The following is a 19,019-nucleotide window of genomic DNA, read 5'->3' as shown; positions in this document are numbered from 1 at the left end:
AGTGGCTCACTGTTGTATGTTGTACATTTCCCACATGGGCAGGAAGATACCCAGAGCCAGAATCAGCACGAAACTGGCCATGATCACGATCATGATCGGCTCGATGCGGTCACTGAGGCGCTTGACGTCGTAGTCCACCTCGCGCTCGTAGAATTCGGCCACCTCCGACAGCAGCTGGTCGACCTGACCGCTTTCTTCCCCCACGGAAATCATCTGCAGCACCAGGGGCGTGAACATGCCGCTGTTCAAATGGGTCTGAAACAGCCCTTCCCCCCGCTCAACGCCGGCGCGGATGTCCCGGATCTTGTTGCCCAGATAGGGGTTGTCGATGGCCCGCGCGCACAGGTCCAGGGCCACGTTGATCGGGAGGCCCGCGCGCAGCATCACGCTGAACGAGCGGGCGTAGCGGGCCATGGAAGCGCGCTCGATGATATCGCCAATCACCGGCAGGCGGAGCTTCTTGCGCCCCCATTTCAGTGCCCCGGCTTCGGTTTTGAGGTAGTGCCGCACCCAGAAAAACGTTCCCACCGCGGCAACCAGCAGGTAGGGCCAGAAAAACACGAAGAAGTCCGAAACGCCGATCAGTATCCGGGTGGGCAGTGGCAACTGGGCCCCGAACTGGGAGAACATGTTGGCAAAGGCCGGAATCACCTTGACGTTGATCACCAGGATGGCAATGGCAAGCGCGATCAGCACGAAGCTGGGATAGCGCAGGGCGGCCTTGATGCTCTTGACCGTTTCCTGGTCCCGCTCCAGATAGGCCGCCAGCTGCTGAAAGGCCTGCTCCAGCGAACCGCTGCCCTCCCCCACGCTGACAATACTGACGAACAGATTATTGAATACGTTGGGGTGGTGACGCATGGCCACGGACAGCTCCAGCCCCGACTCCAGGCGATCGGCAATATCCTCCAGTGTCTCGCGGAAGGTGACATGGCGCAGATTGGCCGCCAGACCGCGGATGCCCCGAACCAGCGGCACGCCGGCGCGGGTGATGGTGTACATCTGTCGGCAGAACATGATCAGGTCGACGGTTTCGATCTTGCCACTGTTCTGCCACTGCTCCCAGCGCTGAGACCAGCTCTGGCGGTGCTGGTGCTCATCAATCGCCAGAGGTGTCACGCCCCGCCCGGACAGCTGTCCGGCCGCGGCATCGGCCGTGGGCGCCTCCAGCTGGCCCGTGACCAGCTGGCCCTCGGCATTGCGTCCTCTAAACTGGTATATGGCCATAGTCGTTCGGTTCGCCCGGGTCGGTTACAGCATCTCGCTTTCGTCTTCAATCTGGGCCGACACTTTCATGACCTCTTCCAGTGTCGACACCCCCTCAATCGCATAATCCAGCGCCGCGTGGCTCAAGGGCCGATAGTTGTTGCTGGACTGGGCCGCCTCGGTAAAGCGATTCAGGCTGTTGTCGCGCAGCGCTTCGGCCATGGCCGAGTTCACTTCCAGCAGCTCGAACACACCGATCCGGCCACGATAGCCGGTATTGTGGCAGTGCGGGCAGCCCGCGCCCTGTTTGAACTGCACATCAGCGAGATCCCGCCCCTGGCCGATGGACGCCAGCAGCTGCCGCTCACTGGCATCGGGCTCGTGGTTCTGGATACAGCTGGTACAGATTTTACGTAGCAAGCGCTGCGCCACAATCGCCTTGAGCGCCGTCGCCACCAGGTAGGAATCCACGCCCATATCGATCAGGCGCAGAGCCGAGGTCAGGGCGTCGTTGGTGTGCAGGGTGGACAGGACCAAGTGGCCGGTCATGGCGGCGCGCAGGGCAATTTCCGCGGACTCGGCGTCGCGCACCTCACCCACCAGCAGGATATCCGGGTCCTGACGCAGGGCGGCGCGCAGCACGCTGCCAAAGGTCAAACCGATCCGTTCATGCAGCTGCACCTGGTTGATGCGCGGCAGGCGGTATTCCACCGGATCCTCGACCGTGATGATTTTCTTTTCCGGCTTGTTCAGTTCCGAGAGCGCCCCGTAGAGTGTCGTGGTCTTACCGCTGCCGGTCGGGCCGGTGACCAGCACCAGGCCGTGGGGACGGGCAATGATGCGGCGAAACCGTTCGACCAGGGCAAGGGGCATCCCCACCTTGCCCAGCGGCAGAACCCCGTCGGTATGATCGAGCAGTCGCATGACCACCGATTCGCCAAACTGCACCGGCATGGTGGAGACCCGCACGTCGATGTTGCGGCCCTTCACCTTGAGGTTGAAGCGCCCGTCCTGAGGCTTGCGCTTCTCCGAGATGTCCAGGCCCGACATCAGCTTCAGGCGCACCACCACGGCGGGCGCAATGCGCTTTTCATTCATCACCTGTTCCAGCAACACGCCGTCGATCCGGTTGCGGATGCGCAGTACAGTTTCATCCGGCTCGATGTGAATGTCCGACGCCTTGGCGGTAATGGCCTCTTCAAAAATCTTCTGGAGCAACTTGACCACCGGTGCGTCGCTGTCGGTGGCTTCGGCGGCAAAGTCGGTCAGATCAATGGCGGTGCTTTCCAGCTCCTCATCCAGTTCCTCGGCCAGTGAGGCAATCTGGCTGGCCTGGCTATAGGCGATATCGAGCACATCCAGCAGCTCGGCTTCGCGCACCACCGCCGGCTTGATGTTCTTTTTGAGCTGCCGCTCCAGTTCATCCAGGCAGAAAATGTCGGTGGGGTCGGCCATGCCCAGCAGCAGACCGTCTTCATCCTCGCGCAGCGGAATCACCCGGTAGCGACGGGCGCTGGTTTCCGGTAGCTGTCGAATCAGTTCCTGATCAAACCGGTATTGTTTGAGCTCGACAAAGGGAATGTTGAGCTGATCCGAGAGCAGGTTGAGCAGCGCATTCTCATCCACATACCCCAGGTCCACCAGGGTGTTGCCGAGCTTGCGGCCGCTGAGTTTCTGCTCTTCCAGGGCATGACTCAGCTGCTGGTCGGTGATCATCTGCTGGCTGACCAGCAGATCCCCGATACGGATACGTTTGCTTGCCGTTTGACTGTTCATTTCAGGGTTCCTGCGCATTGATCTGTCGCGAAAGTGCGGCGATGCGGCGTTCGAGATACTGGCCGACGGACGAGTCACGCCCGTAGGCGCCGCTCTGTTGCGCGCGCCGAAGGGCCGTCAGGGCCAGCCCGGATTCATCGCGCGCATCCCGGGCCAGCCCGAGCCCGAGCCAGTAGGCGGGCCGCTGACCGAAGTCGGACAGCAGTGCCTGATAGCTTTCAACGGCGCGGCCGTGCTGCCCTTGAGCATAGTAGAGTCGGGCCAACTGGGCCCGGTAGTGTTGATCGTCTGCGGCACTGTCGAGCTCGGACTCCAGATACCCGATCGCCCGCTCCGGCTCGCCCTGGTGCACCGCAATACTCGCCAGTTGCCGGGCTCTTTCAACGGCGGGCCAGTAATCCGGCCCGGTCACCAGCGCGCGGGCCCGATCAGCCTCGCCGGCTTCCAGGTATAGCTCGACCAGCAGGCTCGCCGTTTCCACCGGACCGGTCGCCTCCGGATCGGCCTGTGCCTGAGCCTCGTCGGTCAGTGCCGCCAGGGATTGTTCCAGCTCCGCCCGCGCACCGGCCTGATCGCCGCTCTGCCACAACTGCCTGGCCCGCCGGGCGGCGCGCCGATCGCGCGAGCGCAGATCGAGACGGACGTCGATACTCGATTCGTCATCGGCGGTTGACGCTCCCGCCGTTTCGGTCCGGGGTGAGGAATCGGACACTTCCGGCTCCGCTGGCGCTTCCTCCCGGGTCGCACTCAGGTTCTGCAATCGTTCAATACTCACGTCCAGACCCGACACTTCGGGATGCACCGAACGGGCCCGTTGCACGAACCGGCGCGCACGACTCAGGTCATCGTCATCCATGGCCGCTTCGGCCAGCTCGCGGTAGCGTCGGGCAATGGCCACCAGTCCGGCGGTGGCCTGGGCTTGTCCCGGCTCCAGCGCCAGAACCTGCTGGTAATAATCGTAGGCATTGTCATCCGCCGGCCGGGTCAGGCGATCCCGCTGGCGCGCTCGTTCGGCCGATGCCAACAGAGCCGCGATGTCCGCCTCAGTCTGCGCCCGTTGCTCGAATTCGGCCGGGGGCTCGCTGGCGGGCTCTTGTCCGCTGGAAGGCTCTTTTGCGCTGGAGGGCTCTCTTGCGCTGGAGGGCTCTCTTGCGCTGGAAGGCTCTCTTGCGCTGGAAGGCTCCCTTCCGCTTAAAGACAAACCGGGTTCTCCATTGGCAGCGGGCGCAGGCATCAATTCCTGCTCAAGCTTTGCCTGCTCATGGAGCTGCGCCCCCGAAACCTCGGCTTCACCCGTCTCGGTATTGTCCGCGATGGGCTCGTTCGGGCCCGGATCACTATCACCGGCCAGCAGCCAGCTCCAGCCAAACCAGGCCAGCAGAATCGCCACGACAAATGCCAGCGCCGCCGGCCACCAGACCCGTCGCTCGGGCTGTGCCAGAGAGGAGTGCATATAACCGGTGTCGCTCTCGTGTTTACCGAGCGAATCCGACTCGGGCTTACGCTGACCGCGTCGATCCAGATCCCGCAGCATGTCGTTGATCAGGCTCACAGGCTGACTCCCAGCCAGTGCGGCACACCCGCCAGTGCCAGTGCCGAAACGCCGGCCAGCAATGGCCAGAGCCAGTACTGTCGGTGCGCCAGCCAACGGCCGGTAACCCGACTCTCCGGCGTATCCAGAACGGCTTTGGCCATCGACCCGTGACCCACCCGTTTCTGACCCTGTCCATAGGCGGCCAGAAGCGACTTGTGCGCCATGATGTTGATCAGTCGCGGCACGCCGCCCGAGGCCCGGTACAGGAGGCCGCAGGCACCGGCCGAAAACGGTGAGGCGCCGCGATGACCGGCCGACTGCATGCGAAAAGCGAGATAATCCGGCAGGGTTTTTCGATCGATGCTGCGCAGTGTTTCGGAGAACACGATGCGTTGCTTCAGTTGCCGCAGATCGGCCCGGTTGAGAATATCATCCAGCTCCGGCTGACCCAGCAGCACCACCTGCAGCAGTTTGCTTTTCTCCGTTTCCAGATTGGTCAGCAGACGCAGCGCCTCGATGGTTTCCCGCGGCATGGCCTGGGCCTCATCCACCACCAGCACTACCCGACGCTTCTGCTCGGCGAGTTCCAACAGCCGGCGGTAGATATCATTGAGTAACTGATAAGCGGGTGTGCCCGGCTCGGGTACGACGCCGATTTCCTGGGCAAGAAAGCCTTTCAATTCTTCCGGCGTGAGATAGGGATTGGGAATATAGGCGCTGATGAACTCCGGCCCCAGGCTGGCGAGCAGCTTGCGGCACAACAGGGTTTTGCCGGTTCCCACTTCACCCACAATTTTGATGAAGCCTTCGCTGTGACGCAGGGCAAGCACCAGGGTATTGAATACCTCCCGGTGCCCCGCACTGTCAAAAAAGAACTGGGTGTCCGGAGTGAGAGAGAACGGCATCTCGCGCAAACCAAAATGGTGCTGGTACATGACCGCGCCCCGCGCTATTGATCCCAAAGGTCACGATAGCCGTCGCCCATGTTCCCCATTCGCTCCCGGCTGCCTTCGAGTTCGCTCTGCCAGGTGTCTTCGTCCACCACCAGCGGGCGTAACAGAATCACCAGCTCGGTTTTCTGTCGACTGCGGCCTTCGGTTTTGAACAGGCCCTTGATCAGAGGGATATCGCCCAGAAAGGGACGTTTGCCGTCGCTGTCGCGGGTGTCTTCCTGCATCAGGCCACCCAGCACCACCACCTGACCACTGCGCGCGCGGACGATGCTGTCGGACTCGCGAATGCCGCGCTGTGCCAGGGGCAGGGAAAACTGTTCATCGCCAATGGTGAACACTTTCAACTGATCGTTGACTTCGCTCACTACCGGATGGATGTGCAGAATGACATCGCCCTCTTCGGCGATCTGCGGCGTGACGTCCAGGGCGATGCCACTGAAGAAGGATGACAGTTCAATGTTGGGCGTGCTGGTTACCGAGGTGACATTGGAGGTGGTGTTACTCGAGATACCGGTAATGAAATACTCGTCCGAGCCCACCCGAATCAGCGCTTTCTGATTGTTGACTGTTGAGACTCGCGGGCTTGAGAGCACCTGCACGCTGCCCTGGGTTTCCAGCAGCGAGAGCAGATCGGAAATATCGCCCACACGCAGAATCGAAGAGAAAATATTGCTGGTACCTTCCTCCAACAGATCGACCGTGGAGCGCTGAGCCGAAGTGATGCCACTCCGGTCGCGATTGATGGTGGTGGTATCGGTAAAGTCGGTGACACGACCGTCCTGGTAGTCGTGCTGGAGTTGGCCACTGATCGCGCCCCAGTTGATGCCCGACTCAAAGCCTTCGCTCAGGCGCACTTCGAGAATTTTGGCTTCCAGAATCACCTGGCGCTTGATGCTCAGCTCGGAGCGCTCGAGAAAGTCGCGCACCGAGTTCAGCTCGTGGGGCATGGCCTTGACCACGACCATGCCCGCCTGGGGGCTGACCATTACCATGCGCTCGCCTTCCTCGCCCCCGACGATGGCCGAGACCGACTGCTTGAGTGATCGCCAAAAATCAGTGCGATTGAGTGTCTGTACCCGCGCGCCCGGTGTCAGCTCCGAACTGTTGCCGGAACCCTCGTCCTCACCGCCCAACATATTGAGCAGGTTGGCGGTATCGGCCCCACCGCCGCCACTGTTGCGATTCTGACTGCCGCCTCGGCGGTTATTACTCCCCGATGACTCCGACTGGCCCAGCGACAGATTGGTATCGGAGACGCCCACCCGCTGAACATCGAGGTAGTCAATGTGAAAGACCTGGGTGCGCAGTTCATTGGCGTAGACCGTATAAATATTGCCGTTGCGCTGATACTCGTAACCGTAAATATCGCGCGTCACTTCCAGCACGTCTTTGACCGTCACCCGCTTCAGGTCCAGGGAGATGGAGCCACTCACATCCGGGTGAACGACCACATTGGTATCGGTATCTTCCACCAGACCCAGGAAAAAGGTTTTCGCCGGAACATTGCGCACGGAGATATCAAAGCGCTCTTCGGCCGGCGGTTCATCCGCACGGGCTCGCCGCTCTGGCATCAGGGCATCATTCACCTCCTCGGGCACCGCTTCAGAGCGTTGCTGCTGCTCCCGGGCGACCGACTCCATCTCCTGCTCGGCTCTAAGGTTCTGGTCGCGGGGTCCCACACAGCCGGCAATCAGTAGTGCCGCCAACGTCAGCGCGCCGAGGCGTCCAACGCCCAGGCTTCGCCCGTTCAACTTTGAATGCTTGCGCATAGTGATTCTGACCTCAATTTTCCGTAGACCGGGACTGTCGGATGGATTGGCCCGCCAGTGACAGACGCCAGGTTTTACCATCCTGCGCCATCACCACCGAACGGGCGTCGATGCGCTGCAGACGAATACCGCCGGAGTTCGCCACCGTTTCATTTTCTCGCAACTGCTGTCCGTTGATGACCGCCAGCCGTCGCCCCTCCCCCACCAGAATGGCATTCAGCTCCAACTCGACGCTGGCGCCCCCCGGGTTGTAATTCAGAGGGCGGGTGGGGTCGCGCAGATCCTGGGCCAGGACAACGCCCGACAAAAGCAGATTAATGAGTAGTACCACTGCGACTCTAGACACCGAGCAATCCCTCCTCTGCACTCAGGGTATAAACCCGCAGGCGGATTTCACCCAGAGGATAACCGGAGACCTCGTACTCCAGCCGGTCCCAGTAAAACCGCCAGGGCAGCGATTCGAGCCGCTGCAGAAAGCTCAACACCTCAAAGTAATCACCTGCCACCTCCAGTTCGACGCTGTGGCGATAAACGCCAGTGGCCTGTGGATTTGTTTCGCTCTCGTCAGCGCCGGCCGTGTCATTGGCTTCGGTCTCATTCGCCGGAGCCGACAGACGAAGCTCTTCCACCGGCAGCGTGCGCAGCCGACGTAACTTCAGCTCGGTGGTGGAAACCAGCACCTCCTGCAGAATTTCCGGCAGCTGTTCGGCGCTGACCAGGCCCTGGGACAGGCTCGCCAGACTCTCGTCCAGCTCGGCCACCCTTTCTTCCAGCGCCTTGAGCTCGCCACTGGGGGATCCACCGTCTTCCACGCTGGACAGCGCTTCGAGCTGGGCCCGCTGGTTTTCAATGTCGTTGGCCACCGTCTCGCGTTGCTGCTCAATCTGCTCGCGCCGTTGCTCGCGGGGCATTTCAAACAGCAGCTGCCAGGCACCAATCAGGATCGCCAGCACGCACAACAACAGCAGCACCCGCTCGCGCAAAGAGTAGGCCTCCAGGCGTTCGATACCCTGCTCCCACCGGGTTCTCAGCGTGATCTGATCGTTCATGGCGAGTCTCCCGACCGTTGCCCCGAAGACTCCCGATCGGCGCGCTGGACGCTGAAGGTCAGGCCCGGTCCGCGATCATCCGGCTCCCTGGCCACATTCAGCACCCCGAATCCTACCCGGGCAAAACTCTGCTCGCTACGCAGTCGCTGCAGGTAAACCGGCACCAGCTCCGGCTGCCGCACCCGCCCCGACAGTTCGGCGTAGTTACCTCCGGAGAGCAGTGAAATGCGCTCCAATGCCAGATCCTCCATCGACTGGCGGGCCAGGGTCTGGAGCTGGCGGGAGAACCCCTCGGCATTGCCCAGATTCTGCCGCGTGATCAGACGCAGTATCTGCTCGCGGCGGCGCACTTCGTCGCGCAGTCTGGCCACCTGCTCTTCCACACTGTCACCCCGACGCGCTGGCAATCGCGCGGTCAGCTCCTGAACCTGGGCCTGCACGGTCTGCAGCTCCGCCCGCTCGGTCTCCAGCTGGCTCTCAAGCTGCCCGGTGCGCGACGCACTCCACAGAGACCAGAGCACCATAATGATCAACGCCGCCAGCACGGCCGCGCCCATATGGCGGGCGCTGAGCGGCTCTCGGCGTGGATGAAATTCGGGGAGGTAGAGGTTGACCTGCTGCATTCATCGCGCTCCCGTTTCGGATGAGCGCAGGGCGGCACCCAGTGCATCCAGACACAAAGGCAGGGTGTGATCCTGCACTTTTTCAGACAGAGCCAGACCGGAGCTCAGCTCCAGCAGAGACACCCCCATGGGCAATCCCTGGGTGAGAGTGTCGGTCAACTTGTCCTCAGTCACATTTTCACCGACCAGATAGATGTGGCCCGGCGGCGGCTGGCGCATCTGGCGCTCAAAATAATCCAATGAGCGCTGTATCTCCAGAACCAGAACATCGCTTGGCAGATCGTCCAGCAGGCCGGCGCCATAGGGCAACTGAAAGCGACGCGCCAGGTGCAGATCGTCACCCCGTACAATATGCAGAGTGCCGGCACCGGCGCTGAGTTTGACCAGTGCCGCTCCGCGCGACGTGTCGCACAGATGCATCATCAGGTTACGGCGCGCCATTTCGGGTATATCAATGGCGCGCAGCTCCATCCGCATCTCCTCAATCTGCTCCACCCGCGAACGAATCAAAGCACGACGGGTCACGGCCACATAGGCCATGCGCTTGCCACCGCGGGCCCGATCCTCGGGCAGCAGAAACGCATCGAGCACCGCCTCATCCACCGGAAAATCAATCAGGTCCCGGATACGCCAGCGCAGCGCGTCCCGCAGCTCACTGGCGGGCACAGAGGGGGCCTCCACCAGCAGAAGATTGTATTCCTCGGGGCTGAGCACCAGATTGCAGGGTTTGCGCTTCAGCCCCAGGGCGTCAACCCGGTCCTCCAGCAGTGCCGGCTGGCGGGCTGCATCGCTCTCGGGCAGCCACTCGCAGTGCCGGACTTCGGGAACTGGAGCCTGGGATTCATCAGCTGAATGGTCTGAAAGCTCGGGGGCGGGCGGTAAAACCTGGGCGAGAGCGATCCCGTCGACGTTGAATTGGACGCCAACAATGCCTTCTCTGGATGGATTCTTGCGGAAAAAAGTCAAAGGTACGCCACCTGGGCTTCCTGTATTATTGTCCGAAACTTTAATTGTGCCCAATAATACACCAATCTGGTCAAAAACCAATGTTCCATATTGTTCTCTTCGAACCCGAAATACCACCGAACACCGGGAATATCATCCGTTTGGCGGCCAATACAGGCTGCCAGCTGCACCTGATTGAACCCCTGGGCTTTGCCCTTGACGACAAACGCCTGCGCCGCGCCGGCCTGGATTACGGCGAGTGGCGCGACCTGAAGACCTACCGTGACTGGTCAGACTTTCTCGAACAGTGCCAACCCGAACGACTGTTCGGTCTGAGCACCAAAGGCCGTCGGTATCACAGTGACGTGAGCTTTCGCCCCGGGGATTACCTGTTGTTCGGCCCGGAAACCCGGGGGCTACCCCAGGATTTGCGCGACGCCTTGCCGCCCGACCAGCTCCTGCGTATTCCCATGGGCCCCGACAGCCGCAGCATGAACCTCTCCAACGCGGTTTCAGTGGTTGTCTATGAGGCCTGGCGCCAGCAGGACTACGCTGGCAGCGTATGGTAAGACGTCTGGTGATCGCACCGCCGGGGCTGGTATCATCCGCGTTTTCGCAATTGTGGGCCGCAATAAAGGGTTTGTCATGAGTCAGATTCAGATTCTGGTCGGTAGCGTCACCGGTACGGCCGAAGGCGTGGCCAAGGTGGTGGCCGACGCGCTGGAAGCCGACGGCCACACCACCTCCATCAATACCGCCGCTCAGGTGGAAGACCTGGTGCGGGCACCGGAGGAAATTCTGCTGATCTGTACCGCCAACACCGGCTCGGGTGACCTGCCCGACAACCTCCAGCCGTTATACCACCAGATCAACCGGGAATTCCCCGCCATCGCCGGGCGCCTCTATGGCATCATCAATCTGGGCGACAGCAGCTACGCCACCTTTGGTGAGGCCGGCCAGGCCCTGGACGAAGCCCTGGAAGACCTGGGGGCAAAGCGCCTGGGCGAACCCCTGGTTCTGGACGCCAGCACCGGCGAAGACCCGGAGGTGCTGGCCCAGCATTGGCTATCCGAGCATTGGCTACCCCGTCTACCGGAGACTCCCCCGTTATGAGCCGCGCGCCCATTGGCCTGTTTTACGGCAGTTCCACCTGCTACACCGAGATGACCGGCGAGAAAATCCGCGAGGTGCTGGGAGAGGCGCGTGTCGACTTCTTCAATATTGCCGACACCCCGCTGATTGAAGCGCAATTCTACGATTACCTGATTTTCGGCATTCCCACCTGGGACTACGGCGAACTGCAGGAAGACTGGGAAGAGATCTGGGAAGACCTGGAAGATCTGGACCTGACCGGCAAAGCGTTCGCCCTCTACGGCCTGGGCGATCAGGTCGGCTACCCCGAGTGGTTTCTCGACGCCATGGGCTATCTGCACAGCCAGCTGCTCGCCCGGGGCGGGCGCCCCTGCGGCTACTGGCCCAACCGGGGCTACGAGTTCGAAGCGTCCAAAGCGCTGACCGAGGATGGCGAGCAGTTTGTGGGCCTGGCGCTGGATGAAGAGAACGAGTTCGACCTGACCGATGAGCGCATCGCCCAGTGGTGCCAGCAGCTGGAGCGGGAGTTCGGTCTGTGACCGACCGGGGCGAGCCCACCGAGCACGTCATCCAACCCGCCGAACTTGACTGGATTGAAGGCGGGCAGCCCTACTCCGCCCTGTTTGATGATTTTTACTTCTCCAGCGTCGATGGTCCGGCCGAGACCCGGCATGTCTTCCTGCAACCCAACCGGTTGGCGGAGCGCTTTGCCGCACTGACCCCCACGCCGGGCCGAGCCGCCCGTTTCACTCTGGGCGAAACCGGGTTCGGCAGCGGCCGTAATTTTCTCACCACCTGGCAGCTCTGGCAGCAGACGGCACCGGCCGGGGCCGAGTTGCACTACATCAGCGTCGAGAAGCACCCCTTTACCCGGGCCGACCTGGAACGCACCCTGGCTCTCTGGCCCGAGCTGGCCCCGCTGGCTCAGGCGCTACTGGCCGTTTATCCGCCTCTGGCCGGTCCGGGTTTCCACCGGCTGAACCTCGACTCGGGCCGGGTGCGCCTGACATTGATTTTTGATGACGCCAGTACCGGTCTGGACCAGTTACTCCCCAGCGCCCACCCCGATTTCAAAGACCGGGGCCCCAAAATCGATGCCTGGTTTCTGGACGGGTTTACGCCCGCCCGCAATCCCGGAATCTGGACTCAGGCGCTGTTTGAAACCCTGGCCAATCTCAGCCATACCGGCACCACGCTCGCGACCTTCACCTCGGCCGGCACCGTTCGCCGCGGTCTGGAACAGGCCGGGTTTACCACCACCAAGCATTCCGGCTTTGGGCTCAAGCGGGAAATGCTGAGCGCCCGCTACCAGCCGCCCACCACGAAACCGGACGAGTCTGCCTCGCCCTACCGCTGGCACGGCCGCCCGCCCCTGCCCTGGCCGCTGGTGGACCGACCGGTGACGCCCGCCACTCGCCGGGCCCTGGTGATTGGCGGCGGACTGGCCGGCTGCCATTCCGCCCGGGCGCTGGCCGAGCGCGGCTGGCTGGTGGCGCTGCTGGAGCGCCACCCCCGGGTGGCCAGTGAAGCCTCGGGCAACCCGCAAGGGCTGCTCTACGCCAAACTCTCACCCAAGCCATCGCCCGCGGCGAGTTTTAACACACTCAGCCTGATCTATGCCCAGAACCACTATCGGCCGTTTTGGCAAAAAGGGGCGGAATTCGGGGCCGCCTGCGGCGTGCTGCAGCTGGCACAGAGCCAGGCGGCAGAAACCACGCAACACCAGATTGCCCGGACTCTGACAAGCGATGAACTGGCCAGGGCCGTCACGCCCGAGGAGGCCAGCCAGTTGGCGGGCCTGCCCCTGCCCCACTCCGGGCTCTATTTTCCACGCGCCGGCTGGCTCGATCCGGCGGCTGTATGCCGGGCACTGGTCGATCACCCCAATATCGACGTCGGGTCGGGGACGGAAGTCGCTCAGCTCACTTATGAGAAGGAAACCTGGCACGCACTGGACGGCGCCGGGCAGAGGCTGGCTGAAGCGCCGATCGCGGTTCTGGCCAACGCTCGCTCGGTGACGCAATTCGAGCCGACCGGGGCATTGCCGCTCAAGGCCATTCGCGGCCAGGTCACGGAGCTGCCCGCCAGCATCGAGAGTGAGCGCTTACAGGTGGCGCTCTGTGCCGAGGGCTATCTGGCGCCCGCTCACAGCGGAACACACTGCGTGGGCGCCACCTTCAACCTCAACGATCCCGAGCCCGAACCCCGGGTGAGCGACCATCAGACCAACCTGGAGACGCTGGCGCAGTTCGGACCCGAGATTGCCGGACTGTTCAGGGACCAGAGAGCCGAGGCGGTCTCCGGGCGCGTGGCCTTTCGCTGTGCCACCCCGGATTATCTGCCGCTGGTGGGTCCGGTGCCCGACCGGGAGGCGTTTCTGGAGGATTTCGCTTCGCTGCGCAAGGATGCCCGGCTGGACATACCCCGCGCCGGGCGCTACTGGCCCGGACTGTTCGTCAATGTCGGGCACGGCTCCCGGGGGCTGGCGTACACCCCGCTGAGCGCGGAGTTACTGGCTGCCCATATTACCGGCGAACCCTCGCCCCTGGGCCGAACCTTGACCGAAGCACTGCACCCGGGGCGCTTTCTGATCCGGGATCTGATGCGCAAACGGGTCTGAGCGCCAGCCGATCACCCGCCGCTCTGGCGCGGGGCCTGCGCTTCCACCGGTTCTTTCTTCGGCTCCTCCACCGGCTTTTCCTCGGGCCGCTCGCTGATGATCTGCGAGCCGCTGCCACAGGAGATCACTGTGCGCATCGCCGCTTCCACGCTGATATGCGGCAACAGTTCCACGCAGTCTTCCCCCAGATGATAGACAAACCCCGAGGAGGGAATGGGCGCGGTGGGCACGTAGACGGTGCAATCACCATTACTGTGTCGCGCTGTCACGATCGCGGTCACCGACACCGGGCTCTGTCGCCCCATGATGTAGGCCCGGCACACCTGACCGCGCAGCAGTGAGGTGTTGTTGTCGCCGCCCATGAACTGCATGACCACTTCGCGGATGGTGCTGTAACCCGGCGCAAAGCGTGTGAGCCATTGATCAATATAGGTGTGCAACCAGCGGCCCACGCTGGTCTTGACCGCCAGCCCCACCAGAAAAAAAGCGCCCAGCACCAGGATCATTCCCAACAGGTCGGACACGATGCCGGCCAGCGGCATCCAGCTTGCCAGCCAGTTGCTCAGCGGTGAAATGATCCCTGTGATCAGGCCCAGAAGCCATTGCAGCAGCAGGATGAAGATCGCAATCGGGAGCGCGACGATCAAGCCGCCCAGCAGTGTCAGGCCAATATATGACTGCCAACGTTTCATTAATGCCTACCTATTGATTACCATGGGACACCCGATGACCGAGTGTTGAGTTCATGAGCCGTTCTCTATCCGTACCCTTTTTCCCAGGCCTTTTTACCCGCCGGCTTGTCGCCCCCCTGGCGCTGAGCAGCTTCCTCCTCGCCGCCTGTGCCGGTGCGGAGGCCCCCACCGACTACGACTACCGCCTTGTGGAAGACCGGCCGCACGATACCACCCTGTTTACCCAGGGGCTGCTCCTGCACGGCGGGCAATTCTACGAGAGCGGCGGGCGCTACGGCCAGTCGCGTCTGGTCCGGTACCGCCAGGATGGCCGGGTGCCAGACCAGGAAGAAGCACTGGCGGATGAGTACTTCGCCGAGGGCCTGACCGACGTGGACAATAAGCTGTATCTGCTGACCTGGCGGGAAAACACCCTGTTCGTGTTTGACCGGAACACTTTCGCGCTGCTGGAGCGCCGTCAGTATACAGGAGAAGGCTGGGGCCTGACCGACGACGGCGAACAGCTGATCCGCACGGACGGCTCGAGCCAGTTGCATTTTCATCGGCTGGATGATTTCAGCCTGATCCGCAGCCTGCCGGTGACCGAGGAGGGCCGGCCGGTCAGTCGGCTGAATGAGCTGGAATACATCAACGGCTATGTCTGGGCCAATATCTGGCAATCGGATCGTCTGGTGCAGATTGATCCGGAGTCCGGCGAGGTGGTGGGCCGGCTGGATCTGAGCGCCCTGGTACGGCGCGAGGCTCCGCGCGGTTCCCAGCAGGTGCTCAATGGCATTGCCTATGACCCCGAGCGCAATGGCCTGTGGGTCACCGGCAAGAACTGGCCCAAGCTGTTTTTTCTCGAGCTTGAGCCGGGGTTGTAGTCACCCTTCGGTGCTGACGTAACGTCCGGCCCGCTTCGCGGTGGACTGTTCCAAGACACGTGGCACTAATCGGCAGGATAGCCGATTAGCACAGCCGAAGGCTGCCCGAAGGGCGAGCCACATGGATGTGGCGAGTGAACTACATCCCTGTAACTCGTCAACACTAGTCCCGCGGTTGACGGTCTTGGAACAGTCCACCGCAAATCGGTCCTACGAGCCTTGTAGAACCGGGCTCTCCAGAAATATTGTTGGAAATGTATGCTCTTTGTGGCGGATGCGCTTGACGCTTATCCGCCCTACGAGATCGGATGGTGGGCTCTACGGAGCGCGGAGGACCTTACCCCTGAGCGGGCCGGACCCGGACACAACAAGGAAGCGGATCGCCAAAAAACAAAAAACCGCGCCGGGGCGCGGTTTTTTGAGGAACGCTTGCGTTCAGGGGTTACATCGCAACCACGTTATCCGCCTGCGGGCCCTTCTGGCCATCTTTGACGTCGAACTCTACTTGCTGGCCCTCGGCCAGGGTCTTGAACCCCGAGCCGGAGATAGCGCTGTAATGGACAAAAACATCCTTACCGCCTTCCATCTCAATAAACCCGAAGCCCTTGGACTCATTGAACCACTTAACAGTACCCGTACTTCTGGACATAGCAAAACCTCCAGCATTTCAAATGCAGATAATAATTTCCCACCGGGCGGACAGGGCAAATCCCCGCGCCGCCCCAATGGCGACTCGCTGGCTGTCTTCACTTACTTATGACAAACAAAACGAGGTTCTAAAGACAGGCTGAAAGGCTTGCCAGGACAACGATGTAACCATAAATAATGCTGCGTTTGGCCAGCACAACAACTATAAACCCGCTTTTTGCCGGATGTAAACCCCCAGCCACAACACCCTTGAGACCTCGCTTTACCCGCTACCCCAAAGCTGCAACAATAGCCTGATCAGCCAGCTGGGAAGACGAGATGATCAGGATCAGCACCCAAGAAAACCAATGCGACCACAACCAGCAGGCCTCCTGTGGTACCTGCCGGCTGAATACCCTGTGCCTGCCGCTGAGCCTCCATCTGGAAGACGTTGATCAGCTCAACCAGATCGTTCAGCGCGGTCGACCGCTGCAGAAAGGCGAGCACCTGTACCGGGCCAATGAGCCCTTCCTGTCGCTCTACGCGATCCGTTCGGGCACGGTCAAGGCCTCCACCCTGGACGAGCGCGGGCAGGAACAGATTACCGGCTTCTATTTGCCCGGCGAGCTGGTGGGTCTCGACGGCATTGCCGAGAGCCGCTACACCAACACGGTGGTCGCACTGGAAACCGCCTCGGTGTGCGAGATTCCCTTCCAGCGTATGGAGGAACTGAGCCTCAAGATACCTTCGCTGCAGCGCAACGTCTTCCAACTCCTGAGCCGCGAAATCACCCAGGACCAGCAGCTGATCACCCTGCTGAGCAAGAGCAATTCCGAAGAGCGGGTCGCGGCGCTGCTGCTGAGTTTCTCCAAGCGCAACAGCCGGCGCAAACTCTCGGCGAGCGAGTTCCGCCTGCCCATGTCCCGCACTGATATCGGCAACTTCCTGGGCCTGACCATCGAAACCATCAGCCGGGTTTTTGGCCGCCTGCAACAGCAGGAAGTGCTGGCCGTCAACAAGAAGGAAATCCGGATACTGGACATGTCCCAGCTGCGCCGATTGGCCAACTACAGCGATTGACTGCACGTTTCGGCCACCCGTCAACCCATCCAGACTCCAGAGTTTTTCCATGCCGCAACCGGACAACACACGCCTGACCCAGACCCTGGCCGACTTCGATGCCGCTAACCGGGAGGACCCCAACACTGAGTGGGCCGATGGCGAGAATCACCCCAAGGAATGGCTCTACGGCCAGCGTATGAGCGAGGAGCTGGCCCGGTTCGCGCCCGACGCCTCGGAGATCCTGCAGTTGGCCGCCCGGTGTCAGCACATTCGCCGCTGGGAAAGTCCCCGCAGCGACTACCCGGAGGGTCGCGCCGGCTACAAAAAGTGGCGCAGCGAGCTGGCGCTTTTTCACGGCCGGGTGGCGGGCGAAATCATGGCCCAAAACGGCTACGACCCGGAGAGCATCGAGCGAGTCCAGAACCTGTTGATCAAGCGCAATCTCAAGCGCGACCCGGAAGTGCAGACGCTGGAAGATGTCATCTGTCTGGTATTTCTCCGGCACTACCTGGATGGCTTCGCGCAGAAACACGACGAAGCCAAACTGATCGACATCATCCAGAAGACCTGGCGCAAGATGTCGCCGCAAGGTCACGAGGCAGCGCTCAAGCTCCCGATGTCGGCACCCATGCAGGCACTTGTGGGCAAAGCCCTGTCCTGACGGTGCAGTCCAGGCAGCGGCCCACTGGCCGCCCCTGCTGCGCTCGCCCCCCTTTTTTGGTACCATATCGGGTTTTGTCAACGAGCATTCAGAACCCATGGGCAACATCACTCTCTACGGCATCAAAAACTGCGACACCGTGAAAAAAGCCCGTCGCTGGCTGGACGATAACGCTATAGCGTACCGCTTTCACGACGTCCGCACGGACGGCATCAGTCGCGCGCAAGTGGAGCAGTGGCTGGATGAGCTGGGCCTGGCGCTGGTCAACAAGCGCAGCACCAGCTGGAAGGCCCTGGACGAGACGACCCGCGCCGGGCTGACGTCCGACAAGGCCGCCGATCTGGTGCTGGAGCAACCCACCCTGATCAAACGCCCTCTGCTCGATATCGGTGAGTCCCGCCATCTGGGGTTCAAACCGGCCGACTATCAACACCTTTTCAACCTTTAATCGATACTGACGACTCATTGATACTGAATACAAACGGAAGGATATTATGACCAAGCTGTACAGTCTCGGCCTCGGCGTCGGCACCCGGAACCTGAACAACGATTGGCTGGAAGTGTTTTACCCCCAGCCTCTGCTCAACCCGAACGAAGCCACAACCGACGCCATGGTCAAAGCGCTGGATTACACGGGCGGCAACCAGATCATTGAACTGGACGTCGACAAAATGCAGGCACTGGCCAGCGCGCTGGATGCGGCCGGCGACAGCGAGCAGGCGGCCATTGCCCGCGCGTTCATTCACAGCAAGCGGCCCCTGGTCGCCACCCTGCTGGCCGAAGACAACGCGCCCGAGTCTGTGCCCGAGGGCTACCTGAAGCTACATCTGATTTCGCACCGTCTGGTTAAACCCCACGGCACCAACCTGACCGGCCTGTTCGGCTGCCTGCGCAATGTAGCCTGGACCAACCAGGGCGCGGTCGATCTGGACGAGCTGCCCGAGCGGCAACTGCAGGCCCGTCTGGCAGGCGATCTGCTCGAAGTATCCTGCGTGGACAAGTTCCCCAAAATGACCAACTACGTGGTGCCCAAGGGCGTACGTATTGCTCACACCGCCCGCGTGCGCCTCGGCGCCTACCTGGGCGAAGGCACCACCATCATGCACGAAGGCTTTGTCAACTTTAACGCGGGCACCGACGGCCCCGGCATGATTGAGGGCCGCATTTCCGCAGGCGTGTTTGTCGGCTCCGGTTCCGATCTGGGCGGCGGCAGCTCGACCATGGGTACCCTCTCCGGCGGCGGCAATATCGTGATTGCCCTGGGCAAAGAATGCCTGCTGGGCGCCAACGCCGGTACCGGTATCCCGTTGGGCGACCGCTGCACCATCGAGTCGGGCCTGTACATCACCGCCGGCACCAAGGTGGCCGTGCTAGATGAGCAGGGTAACGAGGTCAACACCGTCAAAGCGCGCGAGCTGGCCAACCAGTCCGGCCTGCTGTTCCGTCGCAATTCACTCAGCGGCCGGGTCGAATGTGTGACCAACAAGAGCGCGGTGCAGTTGAACGAAGACCTGCATGTAAACAATTGAGCCCCGACCCGAGAACGA

The 19,019-nt window shown here is 61.8% G+C and carries 20 protein-coding genes; 9 read left to right on the top strand and 11 right to left on the bottom strand.

The features are described from left to right. Positions 1 to 6 precede the first annotated feature (6 nt). From AAE484_RS01315 to AAE484_RS01275, 9 genes are read right to left on the bottom strand one after another with little or no spacing between them, the layout of a single operon-like run. On the bottom strand, positions 7 to 1,227 hold the full coding sequence (locus AAE484_RS01315; RefSeq protein ID WP_341936515.1) for a type II secretion system F family protein: 1,221 nt from the start codon (positions 1,225 to 1,227) through the stop codon (positions 7 to 9). 24 nt (positions 1,228 to 1,251) lie between these two features. Then, the gene (locus tag AAE484_RS01310; RefSeq protein WP_341936514.1) at positions 1,252 to 2,982 is read right to left on the bottom strand and encodes a GspE/PulE family protein; all 1,731 of its coding nucleotides are present in this window, start codon (positions 2,980 to 2,982) and stop codon (positions 1,252 to 1,254) included. Between the two features lies 1 nt (position 2,983). Further along, entirely contained in the window at positions 2,984 to 4,534 is a 1,551-nt protein-coding gene (locus AAE484_RS01305; RefSeq protein ID WP_341936513.1) for a tetratricopeptide repeat protein, read from the bottom strand. Continuing rightward, the gene (locus AAE484_RS01300) at positions 4,531 to 5,451 is read right to left on the bottom strand and encodes an ExeA family protein (RefSeq protein ID WP_341936512.1); all 921 of its coding nucleotides are present in this window, start codon (positions 5,449 to 5,451) and stop codon (positions 4,531 to 4,533) included. The genes AAE484_RS01305 and AAE484_RS01300 overlap by 4 nt, the downstream gene beginning before the upstream one ends. A gap of 14 nt (positions 5,452 to 5,465) precedes the next feature. Continuing rightward, on the bottom strand, positions 5,466 to 7,238 hold the full coding sequence (gene mshL / locus AAE484_RS01295; protein ID WP_341936511.1) for a pilus (MSHA type) biogenesis protein MshL: 1,773 nt from the start codon (positions 7,236 to 7,238) through the stop codon (positions 5,466 to 5,468). 13 nt (positions 7,239 to 7,251) lie between these two features. Next, a complete protein-coding gene (locus tag AAE484_RS01290) occupies positions 7,252 to 7,584 on the bottom strand; it encodes a hypothetical protein (RefSeq protein ID WP_341936510.1) in 333 nt (110 codons plus the stop codon). Continuing rightward, a complete protein-coding gene (locus AAE484_RS01285) occupies positions 7,577 to 8,287 on the bottom strand; it encodes an MSHA biogenesis protein MshJ (RefSeq protein WP_341936509.1) in 711 nt (236 codons plus the stop codon). The genes AAE484_RS01290 and AAE484_RS01285 overlap by 8 nt, the downstream gene beginning before the upstream one ends. Further along, entirely contained in the window at positions 8,284 to 8,910 is a 627-nt protein-coding gene (locus tag AAE484_RS01280) for a hypothetical protein (RefSeq protein ID WP_341936508.1), read from the bottom strand. The genes AAE484_RS01285 and AAE484_RS01280 overlap by 4 nt, the downstream gene beginning before the upstream one ends. Continuing rightward, the gene (locus AAE484_RS01275) at positions 8,911 to 9,876 is read right to left on the bottom strand and encodes an MSHA biogenesis protein MshI (protein ID WP_341936507.1); all 966 of its coding nucleotides are present in this window, start codon (positions 9,874 to 9,876) and stop codon (positions 8,911 to 8,913) included. An 80-nt stretch (positions 9,877 to 9,956) separates the two neighbouring features. On the opposite strand from AAE484_RS01275, the gene trmL reads away from it, so the two are divergent. From trmL to mnmC, 4 genes are all read left to right on the top strand, one after another. Then, positions 9,957 to 10,424, top strand: coding sequence for a tRNA (uridine(34)/cytosine(34)/5-carboxymethylaminomethyluridine(34)-2'-O)-methyltransferase TrmL (gene trmL / locus AAE484_RS01270; RefSeq protein WP_341936506.1), 468 nt, complete (start codon positions 9,957 to 9,959; stop codon positions 10,422 to 10,424). Positions 10,425 to 10,500: 76 nt separating this feature from the next. Next, on the top strand, positions 10,501 to 10,968 hold the full coding sequence (locus AAE484_RS01265) for a flavodoxin domain-containing protein (RefSeq protein ID WP_341936505.1): 468 nt from the start codon (positions 10,501 to 10,503) through the stop codon (positions 10,966 to 10,968). Further along, a complete protein-coding gene (gene fldB / locus AAE484_RS01260) occupies positions 10,965 to 11,486 on the top strand; it encodes a flavodoxin FldB (protein WP_341936504.1) in 522 nt (173 codons plus the stop codon). The genes AAE484_RS01265 and fldB overlap by 4 nt, the downstream gene beginning before the upstream one ends. Then, positions 11,483 to 13,567: a bifunctional tRNA (5-methylaminomethyl-2-thiouridine)(34)-methyltransferase MnmD/FAD-dependent 5-carboxymethylaminomethyl-2-thiouridine(34) oxidoreductase MnmC gene (gene mnmC, locus AAE484_RS01255; RefSeq protein ID WP_341936503.1), complete on the top strand. Its 2,085-nt coding sequence runs from the start codon at positions 11,483 to 11,485 to the stop codon at positions 13,565 to 13,567. The genes fldB and mnmC overlap by 4 nt, the downstream gene beginning before the upstream one ends. A gap of 11 nt (positions 13,568 to 13,578) precedes the next feature. Here mnmC and AAE484_RS01250 read toward each other — a convergent pair whose 3' ends face one another. Beyond that, complete coding sequence (locus tag AAE484_RS01250) at positions 13,579 to 14,259, bottom strand: DUF502 domain-containing protein (protein ID WP_341936502.1); 681 nt, start codon at positions 14,257 to 14,259, stop codon at positions 13,579 to 13,581. Between the two features lie 53 nt (positions 14,260 to 14,312). Between AAE484_RS01250 and AAE484_RS01245 the strand changes: the two genes are divergently transcribed. Further along, positions 14,313 to 15,122, top strand: coding sequence for a glutaminyl-peptide cyclotransferase (locus AAE484_RS01245; protein WP_341936501.1), 810 nt, complete (start codon positions 14,313 to 14,315; stop codon positions 15,120 to 15,122). A gap of 442 nt (positions 15,123 to 15,564) precedes the next feature. Here AAE484_RS01245 and cspE read toward each other — a convergent pair whose 3' ends face one another. Beyond that, positions 15,565 to 15,771, bottom strand: coding sequence for a transcription antiterminator/RNA stability regulator CspE (gene cspE, locus AAE484_RS01240; RefSeq protein WP_341936500.1), 207 nt, complete (start codon positions 15,769 to 15,771; stop codon positions 15,565 to 15,567). Between the two features lie 317 nt (positions 15,772 to 16,088). On the opposite strand from cspE, the gene fnr reads away from it, so the two are divergent. From fnr to dapD, 4 genes are all read left to right on the top strand, one after another. Next, entirely contained in the window at positions 16,089 to 16,829 is a 741-nt protein-coding gene (gene fnr / locus AAE484_RS01235) for a fumarate/nitrate reduction transcriptional regulator Fnr (RefSeq protein WP_341936499.1), read from the top strand. Positions 16,830 to 16,878: 49 nt separating this feature from the next. Then, positions 16,879 to 17,472: a DUF4202 domain-containing protein gene (locus tag AAE484_RS01230; protein ID WP_341936498.1), complete on the top strand. Its 594-nt coding sequence runs from the start codon at positions 16,879 to 16,881 to the stop codon at positions 17,470 to 17,472. Between the two features lie 97 nt (positions 17,473 to 17,569). Beyond that, positions 17,570 to 17,920, top strand: a complete 351-nt coding sequence (locus AAE484_RS01225) for an ArsC family reductase (protein WP_341936497.1) — start codon at positions 17,570 to 17,572, stop codon at positions 17,918 to 17,920. 46 nt (positions 17,921 to 17,966) lie between these two features. Then, positions 17,967 to 19,001, top strand: a complete 1,035-nt coding sequence (gene dapD, locus AAE484_RS01220; RefSeq protein WP_341936496.1) for a 2,3,4,5-tetrahydropyridine-2,6-dicarboxylate N-succinyltransferase — start codon at positions 17,967 to 17,969, stop codon at positions 18,999 to 19,001. The last annotated feature ends 18 nt before the right edge of the window (positions 19,002 to 19,019 follow it).

This window comes from Marinimicrobium sp. C2-29 (assembly GCF_038419845.1).
In the GTDB taxonomy this organism is placed as follows: Bacteria; Pseudomonadota; Gammaproteobacteria; order Pseudomonadales; family Cellvibrionaceae; genus Marinimicrobium.
The sequence above is the reverse complement of the archived record's forward strand: the minus strand, read 5'-3'. Positions and strand labels throughout refer to the sequence as shown.